This is a genomic window from Pedobacter sp. FW305-3-2-15-E-R2A2, from assembly GCF_038446955.1.
Lineage (GTDB): Bacteria > Bacteroidota > Bacteroidia > Sphingobacteriales > Sphingobacteriaceae > Pedobacter.
On the sequence record NZ_CP151803.1, the window covers coordinates 1,351,497 to 1,367,385 of the forward strand.

Annotated in this window: 9 protein-coding genes; 7 read left to right on the forward strand and 2 right to left on the reverse strand. The window is 41.9% G+C overall.

Annotation, left to right across the window (positions count from 1 at the left end; translation table 11 throughout):
• The first annotated feature begins 6 nt into the window (after positions 1–6).
• The gene (locus AAFF35_RS05610; protein WP_342331422.1) at positions 7–1,281 is read left to right on the forward strand and encodes a glucose-1-phosphate adenylyltransferase; all 1,275 of its coding nucleotides are present in this window, start codon (positions 7–9) and stop codon (positions 1,279–1,281) included.
• A 3-nt stretch (positions 1,282–1,284) separates the two neighbouring features.
• Here the strand turns inward: AAFF35_RS05610 and AAFF35_RS05615 are convergent, their stop codons facing one another.
• Both AAFF35_RS05615 and AAFF35_RS05620 read right to left on the reverse strand, forming a co-directional pair.
• Positions 1,285–2,646: an ATP-binding protein gene (locus tag AAFF35_RS05615; RefSeq protein WP_342331423.1), complete on the reverse strand. Its 1,362-nt coding sequence runs from the start codon at positions 2,644–2,646 to the stop codon at positions 1,285–1,287.
• Positions 2,643–4,013 (reverse strand): sigma-54 dependent transcriptional regulator, encoded by a 1,371-nt coding sequence (locus AAFF35_RS05620; protein WP_342331424.1) that lies wholly within the window; start codon positions 4,011–4,013, stop codon positions 2,643–2,645. The genes AAFF35_RS05615 and AAFF35_RS05620 overlap by 4 nt, the downstream gene beginning before the upstream one ends.
• 310 nt (positions 4,014–4,323) lie before the next feature.
• Between AAFF35_RS05620 and AAFF35_RS05625 the strand changes: the two genes are divergently transcribed.
• The 6 genes from AAFF35_RS05625 to AAFF35_RS05650 are packed head-to-tail and all read left to right on the forward strand — an operon-like array spanning position 4,324 to position 15,870.
• Positions 4,324–5,568, forward strand: coding sequence for an efflux RND transporter periplasmic adaptor subunit (locus tag AAFF35_RS05625; protein ID WP_342331425.1), 1,245 nt, complete (start codon positions 4,324–4,326; stop codon positions 5,566–5,568).
• Positions 5,569–5,602: 34 nt separating this feature from the next.
• A complete protein-coding gene (locus AAFF35_RS05630; RefSeq protein ID WP_342331426.1) occupies positions 5,603–6,301 on the forward strand; it encodes an ABC transporter ATP-binding protein in 699 nt (232 codons plus the stop codon).
• Between the two features lie 8 nt (positions 6,302–6,309).
• Positions 6,310–8,661: an ABC transporter permease gene (locus AAFF35_RS05635; RefSeq protein ID WP_342331427.1), complete on the forward strand. Its 2,352-nt coding sequence runs from the start codon at positions 6,310–6,312 to the stop codon at positions 8,659–8,661.
• A 14-nt stretch (positions 8,662–8,675) separates the two neighbouring features.
• On the forward strand, positions 8,676–11,051 hold the full coding sequence (locus tag AAFF35_RS05640) for an ABC transporter permease (RefSeq protein ID WP_342331429.1): 2,376 nt from the start codon (positions 8,676–8,678) through the stop codon (positions 11,049–11,051).
• 25 nt (positions 11,052–11,076) lie between these two features.
• Positions 11,077–13,455: an FtsX-like permease family protein gene (locus AAFF35_RS05645; protein WP_342331430.1), complete on the forward strand. Its 2,379-nt coding sequence runs from the start codon at positions 11,077–11,079 to the stop codon at positions 13,453–13,455.
• Positions 13,456–13,476: 21 nt separating this feature from the next.
• Positions 13,477–15,870 carry an ABC transporter permease gene (locus tag AAFF35_RS05650; protein ID WP_342331431.1) on the forward strand — a complete coding sequence of 798 codons (2,394 nt, stop codon included), beginning with the start codon at positions 13,477–13,479 and terminating at the stop codon, positions 15,868–15,870.
• Positions 15,871–15,889 lie beyond the last annotated feature (19 nt).

Here is a 15,889-nt window from a genome sequence, read left to right on the forward strand (position 1 = left end):
ATAGCTATGACTGATAAAGTATTGGCGGTCATCCTTGGTGGTGGCCAGGGATCGAGGTTGTCCCCACTTACACAAACGCGCTCTAAACCAGCGGTTCCTATAGCCGGCAAGTACCGGCTGGTTGATATTCCGATTTCAAACTGCTTAAACTCAGGCATACACCGCATGTTCGTTCTTACGCAATTTAATTCAGCCTCGCTGAATAAGCACATTAAGAACACCTATCATTTTAGCCATTTCAGTGCTGCTTTTGTAGACATTCTTGCTGCGGAGCAAACGCCTGACAACCCAACCTGGTTTCAGGGGACTGCAGATGCGGTAAGGCAAACCATGCACCATTTGTTAAACCATGAATTTGAGTACGTACTCATTTTATCGGGAGATCAGCTGTACCAGATGGATTTCAATAAGATGGTGAATGCGCACATTGAAAGCGGCGTGCAGATTACACTGGCGACGATTCCGGTAACCGAGAAAGAGGCACCGGAATTTGGGATCCTTAAATCCAATGAGCAGAACATCATTACTTCATTTATCGAAAAGCCTGCTGCGTCGCTTCTGGCCGACTGGACTTCTGATACCGGAGAAGAGATGCGTGCGGAAGGGCGTGAGCACCTGGCATCGATGGGGATTTATATTTTTAACAGAGACTTACTGATTAAAATATTTGCTGAAAATGCGGATGAAAAGGATTTCGGAAAGGAAATTATTCCAAGGATGTTAAATACCTATGACGTGCTGAGCTTTCAGTATGAGGGGTATTGGACAGACATAGGAAATATATCTTCGTTCTTTGAAGCCAATCTTGGACTGACCGATGACCTGCCTAAATTCAATCTTTTCGATAGCCATCACAGCATTTTTACCCGCCCGCGGATGTTGCCACCTTCTAAGATTCTGGGAACAACGCTTGATAAGGCGATCATTGCTGAGGGCTGTATTTTACATGCGGAAAGCATCAAACATTCCGTGATTGGTATTCGTGCGCGAATCGGAAAAGAGACGAATGTGGACAGCTGTTATATTATGGGTAGTGATAAATACCAGGTCCTGGAAGAGATGGAGGTCGATCTGCAAAATAAAAAGCCATGGATCGGAATTGGCGACAGGTGTATCATCACCAATGCCATCCTAGATAAAAACTGCAGGATTGGAAATGACGTTCAGATCATTGGCGGGGCACACCTTCCTGATAGCGATCATGCACTTTATACCGTGAAAGATGGCATTGTTGTCGTGAAAAAGGGAGCCATTATTCCTGATGGAACGATCATTAAATGATCTTTACTGATACCGGAAGACTAAGGAGAATACCGTCTTTTCAAAAGGGATAGAGTTCACTTCAAGGCTTCCATGGTGCATCTTCATAATGTTTCGGGTAATGGTCAGGCCAATACCCGAACCATTTTTTCTAGTCGTAAAGAAGGGTACAAAGATTTTCTCAATCAGCTCTGCATCGATTCCTTTGCCATTGTCTGTTACTTCCAGGTACAATTTATTCTGATCCAGCCGGTAGTTAATCTCTATCACCGGGTGCTCCGCTTCATCCAAAGCATAAATGCTATTGGTAACCAGGTTAATCAGTGCTTGCTCCACGAGTTTCAAATCCATCTGTATGGTGATTTTCGAAGAGGTTTGCTCCACTTTAAGCATGATATTCCTGCCATTGGCAAAAGGCTGCATCAGTACTTTGATGTGTTGCAGGATTTCTCCAATGGTATGGTATTCCAGATCGGGGGTAGGAAGTTCTGCGATTAAGCGGTAGTCCTTTACGAAATCCAGTAAACCTTCGGATCTTCTTTTGATCGTTTTTATGGCTGGTTTTAAATCTTCAAGGTCTTCATGACTTAGGGTTTCCTTATTCGAAATCATGCTGTTTACGGTATCGGATAAAGAGCTGATGGGTGTAATGGAATTGAGAATCTCATGGGAGATGACACCGATTAGCCTGTTCCATGCTTCACTTTCTTTTTGCTCGATCTCATCTTTAATATTCTGAAAAGAGATGATCGTATAATCTGTCATGTACAAATTGAGCGGGATCACTTCGGTCGACAACTGGATGAGCTTGTCCTGGATTTTCAGTTCCATGAAACGTTTTCCGCCCTTGCCAATCGCTTCGATCTCTTTCGAGAAATCAGGGCTATGCTGGGCCACACGGTGCCAGTATTTATAGGTTGGAATGCCTAATAGATTGGTTGCCGCCTGGTTAAAAAACACAATTTCTGTTTGTCTGGCATCCTGTATATTGTCTTTGATCACAATTACACCAACAGGAACCTGTTCCAGAATCGTCTTAATGAGTAGAAACATGGAATCTTTCTCCAGCTGTATGTCCTTTTGGGTTTGTATGATGTCATTGAAGGATTCATAAAGTTCTGGAAAGCTGCCCTTTGTGGCTTTATTTTTAAAGTTCAGGGTGCTATCTCGGGTTTTTACGGCGAGGATAAAACGCTTGATGTCTTCCCTGATCTGGTTGATATAAAAGTATAAATTCAGTAAGGCGGAGATCAGCAGGATGGCTAAGCCGGAAATGGTAAACCAGAGTTCCGTTTTTTTGATCAGGTAATACAGTAAAATTCCCAATGCATTGATCAATACCAGGCGACTGATTAAGCGGAAGGTGAAGCGGTTATAAAAGGTCATAGGTCAAATTTTTCTATGCGCCTGTATAGTGCAGCACGGGTGAGGCCAAGTTCAAGGGCAGCTCTGGAAATATTGCCTTTGTGTTTGTCTATTGCTTTCTGAACCATGAGCTTTTCCATTTCTTCCAGGCCCATTTCTGACTGTATAACGGTATTTCCACCGAACTTCTGAGGGCTCAGTTGTAAGTCGCCTGCACTGATTTCCATACCGTCAGCCATGATCACTGCACGTTCAATTACATGTTGCAGTTCGCGTACGTTTCCAGGCCAATGGTAGCCCAATAACAGGCTCTCGGCTTTTGCCTCGAATTTATACAGGCTTTTATGGTATTTGGTACTGAAGCTCTGCAGAAAGTGGTTGGCCAGCAGGATGATGTCTTCACCACGCTGTGCTAGGCCTGGCAGCAATAGTTCTACCGTATTGATCCGGAATAATAAATCCTGTCTGAAAGTCCCTTTGGTAACCATTTCATTCAGTGGCATATTTGTGGCCGTAATTAGCCGCACATTGACCTTGCGTTCCTTGCTCTCTCCCAGACGGGTGACCGTTCTGTTTTGCAGCACACTTAATAATTTTGCCTGTAGTGGTTGAGATAGATTTCCGATCTCATCTAAAAATATCGTTCCTCCATCTGCAAGTTCAAACCTACCCGGTTTATCGTCTTTAGCATCTGTAAATGCCCCTTTGGCATAACCAAATAGCTCGCTTTCAAAAAGATTCTCATTCAGGGAACCCAGATCTACATGCATGAAAATGTGGTTTTTCCTCAGGGAATGTTTGTGGAGTTCATAAGCGAAAACCTGTTTCCCTGTTCCGTTTTCTCCCAATATCAATACATTGGCATCTGTTGGCGCTACTTTAACGAGGGTATTTTGCAGGTGTTTTATGGGCGCTGAATTTCCAACGATATGCTCAAACTGTCTGGCCTGGTCTTTCTGTAAGGAAGAATGGATCTTTTCCAGTTTCTTTACCTTTTTGTTGGATTGCCTTAAACGGGATGCCGCCGATAGGGTAGCGAAGAGCTTTTCATTTTCCCAGGGCTTAAGAATGAAATCTGTAGCCCCTTTTTTTATCGCCTGAACGGCCAGTTCCACATTTCCATAGGCCGTCATTAAGATCACGACATAATCTTTATCAATAGAGAGGATATGTTCCAGCCAGTATAATCCTTCACGTCCGTTGCTGGCTCCCTTCTGATAATTCATGTCCAGCAGAATAATGTCTACCTCATTATGACTGAGCAGTACATTGATTTCCTTAGGAGACTTACAGGTTACGACCTGATTGAAATGTTGTTTTAAGAATAAACGTGCACTCAATAGGATGTCGTCATCGTCATCGATTACTAAAACATTTGCATCTATCATTTTTATGAATTTAACGGTATGGTTTCCTTATTATTCGTTATTGTGTGTCAGACATAATTACCTTTCATCCCTGAAGTTTGCTAAGGGCATCGGGTAAGGTTTGCTGCTTATACTTGTACTTCATATAAAGGTAAAGCAGAAGCAATGGTCAAAAATAATAGAAACTGTTCGATGCTGTACAGCTAGTGTCCGATTATGAACGGTTTTTGATTGATGTTTGATTTAATCATCTGATAATTAGAGGTATAAATATGTTTTTTTCGATTGGCATACCCTTGGCTTATGGCTAATCACTAAGCGTAATACAAAAATGGATAAGATCATTAAGAAAAAGAGGTTCAGTAAAAAAACAATATTAACCATAGCCGGTGCGGTAGCTTTAGTGGGGCTTGTAGCTTATGGATACAGTCTTTCTTTAAACAAGGTATATAAAGCAGATGCAGAGAAGATCACGGTAAGTAAAGTTCAATATGGCGACTTTGAAGATGTTGTATTGCTCAATGCGAGTGTGGTCCCTTTAACCTCTGTAATTGTAAGTTCACCGGAAGGTGGTACCGTAGCGGAGATCTTTACTGAAAACGGAGCTTCAGTAGTGAAAGGAACTCCATTGTTGAGGATCACCAATCCGAATGCCTTATCCAATTATACTTCCAGCGAAACGAGCATTACCGAGCAGATCAATCAATTGAGAAAACTGCGTCTGGATTTGGAACAAAATCAAAGGGTGATGAGCCAGGATATGATGGTGATTGAAAACAGTTTGAGAACTGCGAGCAGAAAATATAAAATCGACAGCACTTTATTCGCTAAAAATGTGATCACCCGTGAAGAATTTAATATTTCAAGTCAGGATTACGAATATTTTCAAGGTAGAAAGACGATCCTGAAGCAGGCCGTGAAACAAGAGAACCAGGGAAGGATCATGCAACTTAAACAAATTGACATCTCTATCGGCAGGATGAATGAAAGTCTGGAAACGATCAGACAGAATATCGAGAATATGACGATTAAGGCACCTGTGGCCGGACGTTTATCTTCTTATGACCCGGTAACAGGGAAATCTTATGCTCCGAACGAAATGTTGGGTAAGATTGATGTCATGCAGGGATATAAATTGCAGGCAGCGGTTGATGAATATTACGTCAACAGGGTGAAGGAAGGGCAAAGTGCGAATGTCGAGTTTAATGGCAAAACCTATAAGTTATCGGTCAGAAAAGTAATTCCAGAAGTTACCGCAGGGCAGTTTCAGGTGGAGTTGGTATTCGAAGGGAAATCTCCGGATGAGTTGAGAAGAGGTTTGTCTATGCAGGTGAAACTTACCTTGTCTGATAACACTAAATCTTTACTCATTTCGCAGGGACAATTTTTCCAAAGCACTGGTGGCACCTGGGTATTTGTGGTGAAGAATGGCAAGGCCACGAAAAGAAACGTGAAGATCGGACGTAAAAACTTCCTGTACTATGAAGTATTGGAAGGACTTCAGAAAGAAGAGGAGGTGATTACTTCATCTTACGATCAGTTCAATCAGTACGATATTATAGAAATAAGCAAATAGTGCATTAAAGACATAAACGAATAAAAATATAGCCATGATAAAAATAGAAAACCTGGAAAAAGTTTATAAAACTGAAGAAATAGAGACGACTGCTTTAAATGGGATAAACCTTCATGTTAAAGAAGGCGAGTTTGTCTCTATCATGGGGCCTTCGGGCTGCGGTAAATCTACCTTGCTCAATGTAATGGGTTTATTGGATAAGCCCGAAAGTGGCAGCTATAAATTCATTGATACGGAATTGTTGAAACTAAACGATAAGGAACGCTCCAACTTCAGGAAACGTAATATGGGATTTGTATTCCAGAATTTCAATTTGATCGATGAGCTGACCGTTTTTGAAAACATTGAACTTCCATTGATCTATAACAAAATCCCGGCTACAGAACGTAAAAAGCTGGTCAATGAGATCATTGAAAGGATGAATATTGTGAATAGGAGCGGACACTTCCCTCAGCAGCTTTCAGGTGGACAGCAGCAACGTGTAGCTGTTGCCAGAGCATTGGTGACCAAACCTAAACTGGTCCTGGCGGATGAGCCTACAGGAAACCTGGACAGTTCCCACGGTAATGAAGTGATGGAATTGCTTTGTGAATTGAATGAAACAGGAACGACGATTGTCATGGTGACCCACTCTTCTCATGATGCCAGTTTTTCTAACCGGATCATCAATTTAAAAGATGGGCATGTCATCTCTGAAAAGATCAATAAGAACCGTACAGAAGAACTTATATAAGCATTACCATGTTCAGACTCAATCTAAAAATAGCGTTACGAAACCTTTGGAAAAACAAGGGTTATTCTACTTTAAATATTTTTGGACTCTCTATTGGATTGGCAGGTTTTATCATGATCCTGTTATTTGCCAACCATGAACGGAGCTATGATACCTGGAATTCGGATGCAAAAGACATTTACCGGATTTCTATCAAATGGGGACCTGGACAGGAAGAATATTCCTCAAGCCCTGCGGAATTGGCTCCTGCTTTAAAGGAAGTATTACCGGAAATCGTCGATTACGGTCGTTTTTATGTCTGGGACATGAGGCAACGCCTGCTGGCTAAGGATAAAAATGAAAATTTTGTAGACCATATCATGGGGGTTGATAGCTCCTGGTTTAAACTGTTTCCCTATAAATTTATCTATGGTGATGCGAAAAAAGCCATCTTATCGGCCAATCAGATTGTTTTAAGTCAAAAAACAAGTGAGTTATTTTTTGGAAAAACGAATCCTGTGGGGCAGTCGTTACTGATTAACACCAAAGACCGTTATGTGGTAAGTGGGGTATATGAAGAACCCAATACACCGGAACATATGGAACACGATGGTTTTGTGAAAATGTCATCACCTGGTGATGGCTGGGGGAACGGGAATTATTACACGTACTTAAAATTGAAAGCCGGAACAGATAAAGAGGCTTTCGTTAAAAAACTAAACCAGGCTTTTAAAAAACTGCCAATAGTAAAGGAAGATCAAGGATTGAAAGACGTAGAAATGTTTCTTACTTCGGTACCTGACATTTACCTGCATGCCAGCAGTGCTCAGGATCCTACCAAAAGAGGAAATGCTAAAATTGTCACGATTTTAGTCCTCTTTTCTTCTTTGTTACTGATCATTGCCTGCATTAATTTTACCAATTTATCTATTGCACAATCTGTGAAGCGGGCCAAAGAAACCGGGGTTCGAAAAGTCCTGGGCGCTGCAAAGAGTAACCTGATTATTTATTTTCTTACAGAAACGGGGATCCAATGCCTCCTGGCTTTATTATTGGCCCTGACCATTGCAGAGGTAGGCATGCCTGTGCTGAACCAGTTGATGGAGGTAAAACTCTCTCTTCTGAGTTATTCAAATCCAGGGCAACTGATCCTTCAGCTCTCTTTGGTGATGATATTGGTCATTGTTCTTGCTGGTGGTTACGCGGCATTTTTTCTCTCGAGTTATGAGCCTGTGAAAGTGCTGAAAGGGAACTTCTCCAGAGGAATGGGGAGTTTATGGATGCGCAAAACATTGATTTCTATACAGTTTATTGTGGCCACAGTGTTTATGGTGGCTTTAATGATCATCCGTCAGCAGGTGACTTACATCAAAAATCAGGATGTGGGTTTCAGGAAGGACCATGTTCTGGTATTTAAGGTTAGGAAAGGCGACAGCAGACGGGATTTTAGCCAGATTAAACAGCGACTGCTCAAAGTACCCGGAATAAACGCGGTGAGTCGTGTGAATTACTATCCTGGTGTAAAAGCAATGCAGGTGATTGAGCGTGATTTCAATGGAGGGAAGGTCTCCAATCTAAGCAACATTACGGTAGATTTTGATTATTTCCAGGTGATGGGAATGCCGGCTCAAAAGGGACGTGTGTTCTCGGATAAATTTGCTACCGATAGTAGTGCTATCGTGGTGAACGAATCTGCAGTTAAAAAATACGGTTTACAAAAGCTGATTGGAAGCAAATGGATCGATAACAGGGTCATCATTGGTGTGGTTAAAGACCATATTCAGAAAGGAATGGAGACCGCTGCTGAACCTACTGCATTTGTGTTGGAAGGAAGGCAAACAAATTCTGCTGATCATGTGATTGTAAAAGTGGATGGAGGGCATACACAGGAGACGATTGAGGGACTCAAAAAAGTATGGACATCTGTGGAGCCTTTTCCTTTTCAATACACCTGGCTGGATCAGAGTTTTGCGCAGGTTTATGTACAGTATGTAAGGCTGGATAAGCTTTTCAACATATTCACCTATGTGACGCTTGCAATTGCTGTATTGGGCTTATTTGCGCTGGCCTCATTCTCCGTTCAGGAGCGTACCAAGGAAATCGGGGTAAGAAAGGTTTTAGGAGCAGAGACAACGGATATACTAAGGCTGATCAATAAGGGCTTTTTAGTTTTGGTCCTGATCGCGAACCTCATTGCCATTCCGGTTGCCTATATTTTATCCAGTAACTGGCTTTCCGGTTTTGCGTACCGGACCAACATCACCGTGTGGCCATTTGTTTTCGCAAGCATCATCTCTGTGCTGATCACGGTGCTCACGGTAAGTCTTCAGACCTTTAAAACAGCGAATGCGAAGCCTGTTGACGCACTTAAATACGAATAGTCAAATTATATAATATGTTCAGACTTAACTTAAAAATCGCTTTGCGAAACCTTTGGAAAAACAAGGGGTATACTTTGATCAATGTCGGCGGACTGGCGATAGGGCTGGCAAGCTGCATGATCCTGTTGCTGTATGTGGCTTACGAATGGAGCTTCGATAAACAAACCAGCGGATACGAACGTACTTATGTCATTTACAACAATCAGAAAAACGGAGATCATACGGTGAGTTATCCCTGGACACCAGGGGTGATGGCTGATGAGCTGCGGACGAAAATACCGGGAATCTCCAGGGCCTCAAAATCAACTTATCCTGCGGAACACCTGATTAGCTATAACCATCAGAACTTTAAGAAAAAGGCGGTATTTACAGATACTACTTTTCTTAAAATCTTTGATTATAAAGTTCTACAGGGAAACAGAGATCAGATGCTGAAAAATCCAAACTCTGTAGTACTTACGCAGCGTATGGCGAAAATCTTGTTTGGAAGCGAGAACCCGATCAATAAAACGGTTAAAATGGGTGGCAAAGAAGACCTGATCGTAGAAGGGGTAATCGAAGATGTGCCTGTCACCAGTAGTATTCAGTTTGACTACCTGGGTTCATGGGCGATGTTTTTAAAGGAAAATCCATGGGCAAAAGGGGCCGAAAAAGACTGGGGTAATAATTATTGCCTTACGGTACTGCAGCTTCAGGACAATAGTTTTTTTGAAAAGGTATCCGCAGAAATTAAAGGCATTTATCAGCGGAATCAAAAGGAAAACAGGAATATGGCTTCGATACACCCCATCTCAAAATGGCACCTATATGATAAATTTGAGAATGGAAAATCAGTTGGCGGAAAAATAGATACCCTTAGGATTTTCTTGTTGCTGGCCTTTTGTATTCTATTAATTGCCTGCATCAATTTTATGAACCTTTCTACGGCGAGGTCTGAAAAACGTGCAAAAGAAGTCGGCGTACGTAAAGCAATTGGGGCGGCCAGAAAGACATTGATTGCTCAGTTTATGATGGAGTCTATATTGCTGGCCTTTTTTGGGATGGTGGTGGCTTTTATGCTAATGGAGGTCAGCCTTCCTTACTTTAATGGCATTTTAAATACAAATCTGACCATCAATTATAAAGACTGGGAGTTTTGGTTGGTTCTGATCGGGCTGACTTTATTTACCGGTTTGGTTGCGGGCAGTTATCCGGCTTTTTACCTCTCTTCTTTTAATCCGGTGAGGGTATTGAAAGGATTTAATCTGCCAGGGAATTCTTCCTTATCCATCAGAAAGGTGTTGGTGGTGTTCCAGTTTGTATTTGCAGTCTGTTTAATTATATGTACTGTAGTGATCTACCAGCAACTGAATTTTGTTAAGAATAAACCTGTGGGATACAATAGAGCCGGATTGGTCGAAATTCCGGTTGAAGGCAGATTGCTGAGTGGTGGGAAGATGAAACTGCTCAGGGAACAGCTGCTAAAGTCTGGGGCAGTAACCAATGCCAGCATATTCAGTACCAGTTTAAGCAGGGGAGGCAACAATACCTCCGGGGTGAGCTGGCCGGGTAAAAATCCAAAAGTGGATGTCCTGGTTAATTTTAGGTTTGCTCACTACGATTTCGCAGCCACCCTTGGAACGAAAATGGTGATGGGCAGGGAGTTTTTGCCTCAGCATGCAGACAGTGGAAATGTCATCATCAATGAAACAGCGGCGAAAGTAATGAGTTTATCAAATCCGGTGGGTAAGGTGATTACCTGGGGAGGCGATAAACTGACCGTCATCGGTGTGGTGAAGGATTTTGTGATGGAAACCCCTTATCAGACCGTAACACCGATGATCATGATGGTTAATTCTACCGGAGATGGAGAAGGGGTGTTGGTGATGCGTTTAAATCCTTCGCAAAGTATCAGTACTTCGATGCAGCAGATTACAGCACTGGTAAAAGAGATGAATCCTGATTTTCCGGTAGATGCAACATTTTTGAGCGATAGCTTTGAAGCCAAGTTTCAGAATGAAAAGGTACTTGGTATCCTCGCAAATTGGTTCGGTGGATTCTCTGTTTTTATTTCCTGTTTGGGACTATTGGGCTTGAGTTTATTCATGGCAGAACAACGTAAAAAGGAAATCAGCATTCGTAAAGTGTTAGGTGCGAGTATGATGAATATTTTAACCTTGCTGAACAAAGATTTTATTAAGCTCGTGGCGATTGCCAATCTGATCGCTTTCCCACTAGCTTATATTATGATTAACCAATGGTTGTCTGCATTTGAATTCAGGGTCAGTATTTCTTTTATTCCTTTCGCAATAGCGATAGGTTTATCCTTACTCATTGCATTGCTCACTGTGAGTGCACAATCGGTTAAAGTGGCCAAATCAAATCCCATTGATGCTTTAAAATACGAATAGATTTAAAAAATATTGATACCGGAATATGTTCAGACTGAATCTTAAAATCGCTTTGCGGAACCTTTGGAAGAATAAGGGATATACGGCAATTAACATTGGTGGATTAGCCATTGCGCTGTCTGCATTTATCATGGTGGTTATGTATGTCGGTTTTGAAACAACGTTCGATCATCACATTCCGAACCACAATCGCATTTATCTGGTGGGAAGAAGTCTGCCTGATGGCAAGACGAATTACACCCCGGCTTCCCTGGCACAATCCATGAAAGATGCTTTTCCGGAGATTGAGGCTGTTGGAAGAAGTAAAAAAACAGGATTTGAGTTTGCTTTTAGTACAGATGAGGGTAGGATTTACGGTAAAAATGTACTTTCTGTAGATTATGAAATGGCAAGGATGTTCCATTTGTGGCCAGATGGCGGCTTAAAAAAGCCAGCTGCTGATGGCTATGATTTATATGTACCTAAGGAGTTTGCCGATGTCTTGTTCCCCCGCAAGAATCTCGCGTACCCCCGCTTGGTGACCATTGGTCCCAAGAACGCCGGGCAATCGGCAAACATCCAGGGTATTATTAACTACCGTACGGATCATTCCAATTTAAAGTTTGATGCGATGGTAATTTCAAATGACGTTGGTGCCAATCAGGATCCCAATGCTTTGAATTACCATACCTATATCGAAGTTAAAGCAGGGGCAGATGTTGCCCAGCTTGAACACAAGATAGATGGTTTGTTCAAAAAGGAAATGATTAAAAATGGAATGAGCGCTGCCGACAGAATGATTTCCGGAAGGCCGGTTATTTTTTTAGATCCCCTGGATAACTTACATTTAAAACCCATTGCCGGAAACAATACCAATTATAAAATTGTCCTGGCATTAGGGATACTGGGTTTGCTAGTACTGGTGATTGCCTGTATCAATTTTACCAACCTCACCATCGCACAGACGAACAGAAGGGCAAAAGAGGTCGGAGTCAAAAAAGTACTTGGTGCTTATCGCATGAATCTGGTCTTTCAGTTTTTGATCGAAATTCTGATGCAATGTCTTCTGGCATTGGTAATTGGATTGGCATTGACTGAGTTGTTTCTTCCTTATTTCAATGGCTTATTTGAGACTTCCTTATCCTTATGGAAAGGGAATGGGGCGCTGGCCTGGCAGCTACCGGCTATTTTGATCTTGATTACACTGATTTCGGGCGTTTACCCGGCATTGGTGTTGTCTGGTTTTAGACCTGCTGATGTTTTAAAAGGAAACCTGCAAACGAGTTATAAAACCCTCTGGCTGAGAAATGCGTTGTTGGTGACACAGTTTAGTGTAGCGATTGTCTTTATTGCGGGTCTGTTGATCGTGAGTACTCAGTTGAAATACATGAAGACGGAAGATACGGGGTTTAATCCAGCACAGGTAGTTTTTATACAAAATACGGTATGGTTTAAGCGCGACAATTTTGAACAGCTGAAGGCGAAGGTCAACGGAATTCAGGGGATAAATTCTTTTACTGTAGCTACCATTGTCCCGGATGGTTCCAAAGCGTTGAAAAACAGTTATTCTTTTGAAGGAAAGCTGAAGGACCTGGACATCATTAATGTTGATTTCGACTATTTCGAAACCCTTCATTTGAAACTTAAAGAAGGTCGGTTTTTTTCTAAAAGTTTTAATGCAGATACGCTGAATTCAATTGTCCTGAATGAAAGTGCGGTAGCTGCTTATGGAATGAGCAATCCCATAGGAAGGACGATCAGAGGCTGTGATATGGATTACAGGATTGTAGGTGTAGTTAAGGATGTTAAAGCACAGGGATTTGAAACGGCGGTAGAACCGACGGTTTATGCCATAAAAAATCCCTGTGGCAGCATTAACGAGAAGTCTATGCTGATGGTAAATATCGATCAGGAAAAGATGGCTGCCGTTCTTGCAACGCTGAAGACAAACTGGAAGGATTGGAATAAACTGGATGGGGACGACTTCAGGTATGAATTTCTGGATGAGTTATATGGCAGGTTATTTAAAAAGCAGGAGCAGCTTCAATCGGTATTTTATGGTGCAACGGTGCTGACCATCTTTATAGCGGTTCTGGGGCTTTTTGCTTTTTCTGCTTTTAGTACCAATAACCGAAGAAAGGAAATTGCAGTCAGAAAGGTTTTAGGGGCAACAGACCTTCAAGTGCTCAGTTTATTAAACAGCTTTTTCATTTGGGTGGTTTTAATTGCCAACCTGATCGGCTGGCCAATCGCCTATATTGTGGCGACGAGATGGCTGGATACTTTTGCTTATAGAATTGATGTCCCCTTACAGCCATTTTTACTTGCCGGACTCATCACTATGGTCCTTACAGTCCTTACGGTAAGCATCCAGGCCAGAAAGGCCGTAAAAGCAAATCCGGTTGATGCTTTGAAATATGAATAATGTAATTTAATTAGTAGAGATATGTTCAGATTAAACCTTAAAATCGCTTTGCGTAACCTTTGGAAATACAAAGGCTATACTGCAATAAATATTGTTGGATTATCTATTGGACTGGCGAGTTGTTTGCTGATTTTTATTTTTTTAAAGTTTCAGCTGAGTTTCGATAAAAGCGAGGAAAAAAAGGATCGGATTTATCGGGTGGTGTCTTCCTGGATTTATCCTGAAGAGGAATTTTTTACCAGTGGAGTTCCGGTTCCATTAGCTCCGGCGATGCGGAATGATTTTTCAGAATTTGAAAAAGTCGCTGCGGTTCGTCAGGGTGGAGGGATTCTTAAAGTGAAAAATGAGGGGGGAAATGCTGATCTGAAATTAAAACAGGACATCTTCTATGTGGAGCCTCAGTTTTTTGAAATTTTCAAAATTGAGTGGCTTTCCGGAAAACCAGAACAGGCTTTATCGCAACCTAATATGGTCACACTTTCAGAAAAAACAGCGGCAAAGTATTTTGGGAATTGGAAAAATGCAATTGGTAAAAGTATCCGCTATAACAACAAAGCGGATTATAAGGTGACCGGGGTTTTTAAGGATTTTCCGGAAAACAGCAGCTTCCCTTTTGAGGTCGTGTTTTCTTATGCGTCCTTTGCGGAAAAGGACAGTAAAGCCTGGGGCTGGGTGACAAATAGGTCAGAATGTTATGTCTTGTTGAAGGAAGGACTGACGCCTGCGGATCTTGAAAAACCTTTAAAACAATTCATAACTAAATATTATGTGGAGAAAAGCCCGGCTCAGGAAAAACATTATTTCCAGCCGCTTTCTGAGGTTCATCACGATTCACGGTTTGGAAATTACCGGTATAAAACTATGCCTTATAAAGAGCTGATTGGCCTTTCTGTAATCGGACTCTTTTTGTTGATTACGGCATGTATCAATTTTATTAACCTGGCAACAGCGCAAGCCATCAGCCGTTCTAAAGAGGTGGGTATCCGAAAAGTAATGGGGAGCCGACGTAAGCAGCTGATCTGGCAGTTTCTAAGTGAAACCGCTTTAATAACGGTGATTTCTTTAGGCTTTGCCTGTGTGTTGACAGAACTGGCAATTCCGAAGATGGAAAGTCTGATGGAGGCTAATGTTTCTTTTCACCTGTTCTCTGAGCCGGTTGTTTTTATATTCATGTTGATTTTAATTGTGGTCGTGAGTTTTCTTGCAGGACTCTATCCTGCATTGGTAATGTCAGGGTTCAGTCCGGCACTGGCCATCAAGAATAAGATCAGCTCTGCTAATGCAGGAGGATTGGGACTGAGGAAAGTGCTGGTAGTTGCACAATTTGCCATTACTGCCATATTGATCATTGCCACGCTGGTGGTGGTTCGGCAAATGGGATATATGAGGGAGAAATCACTTGGCTTTGATACGAAAGCAGTATCAATTGTCAATATTCCCGGAGATAGCCTTAGCAGGTTAAAATATGAAGGATTAAGAGAAAGATTAATGCAACAGCCGGGAGTAAGGCAAATTAGTTTTGCCAGCGCTCCACCGGTTTCTACGGATAATATGACTTCAAGTTTCCGCTATGATCATCGTGCTGATGATGAAAAGATTCAATTGAACTTGAAAAAAGCCGATGAACATTACCTGAAAACTTTCAATTTACCACTGATTGCAGGTAGAGGCTTGTCGAAAAGTGATACACTTAAGGAATTTGTGGTTAACGAGCAATTGCTGAAATCTTTGGGAGTGAAGAGCCCTGCAGATGCCATAGGAAAAACCATGAGTTTAGGGGGTAAAGACAGGACTATTGTCGGAGTCGTGAAAGATTTTAACAACCTGACCTTCAAAAGTGCCATTTCTCCGATTGCTATTTATTCTGATAAAAAAGACTACAATACGATGGCGGTAAAGATCGATACGAAGGAGATGGTGTTGATCATGAAAGCCGTAGAAACAGAGTGGAATGCCACTTTCCCTGATCATGTTTATGAGGCTCAGTTCCTGGATGAGAACATTCTTAACTTTTATAGAACGGAGCAGGTCATGGGCGTACTTTTCAAAGTTTTTGCGGGAGTAGTGATTTTCATTTCCTTTATCGGCCTGTTCGGATTGGTGTCATTTATTGCTGCGCAGAAAACGCGCGAAATTGCCATCCGTAAGGTGTTGGGTGCCTCTACCTTAGAGTTAGTTAAAATGCTCAACCGTTCCTTTTTATGGATGGTGCTGATCGCCAATCTGGTGGCCTGGCCATTGGCTTATATTTTTGTTTCCAAATGGTTGAATGGCTTCGTTTACCGCATAGAAATCAGCATCTGGCCATTTATGATTGCCATGGTATTATCGGTAGTCATTACCTTGGTTACGGTTAGTCTGCGGTCTTTAAAAGCGGCCAGCACGAATCCAATAGATGCCCTCAAATACGAATAAACTTATCCTGAGAAGAATT

What these genes read in the sequence shown, in the direction of transcription:
- AAFF35_RS05650 (WP_342331431.1), top strand. Translation starts at nt 13,477, where the DNA reads ATGTTCAGATTAAACCTTAAAATCGCTTTGCGTAACCTTTGGAAATAC.
- AAFF35_RS05635 (WP_342331427.1), top strand. Translation starts at nt 6,310, where the DNA reads ATGTTCAGACTCAATCTAAAAATAGCGTTACGAAACCTTTGGAAAAAC.
- AAFF35_RS05640 (WP_342331429.1), top strand. Translation starts at nt 8,676, where the DNA reads ATGTTCAGACTTAACTTAAAAATCGCTTTGCGAAACCTTTGGAAAAAC.
- AAFF35_RS05645 (WP_342331430.1), top strand. Translation starts at nt 11,077, where the DNA reads ATGTTCAGACTGAATCTTAAAATCGCTTTGCGGAACCTTTGGAAGAAT.
- AAFF35_RS05620 (WP_342331424.1), bottom strand. Translation starts at nt 4,013, where the DNA reads ATGATAGATGCAAATGTTTTAGTAATCGATGACGATGACGACATCCTA.
- AAFF35_RS05615 (WP_342331423.1), bottom strand. Translation starts at nt 2,646, where the DNA reads ATGACCTTTTATAACCGCTTCACCTTCCGCTTAATCAGTCGCCTGGTA.
- AAFF35_RS05625 (WP_342331425.1), top strand. Translation starts at nt 4,324, where the DNA reads ATGGATAAGATCATTAAGAAAAAGAGGTTCAGTAAAAAAACAATATTA.
- AAFF35_RS05610 (WP_342331422.1), top strand. Translation starts at nt 7, where the DNA reads ATGACTGATAAAGTATTGGCGGTCATCCTTGGTGGTGGCCAGGGATCG.
- AAFF35_RS05630 (WP_342331426.1), top strand. Translation starts at nt 5,603, where the DNA reads ATGATAAAAATAGAAAACCTGGAAAAAGTTTATAAAACTGAAGAAATA.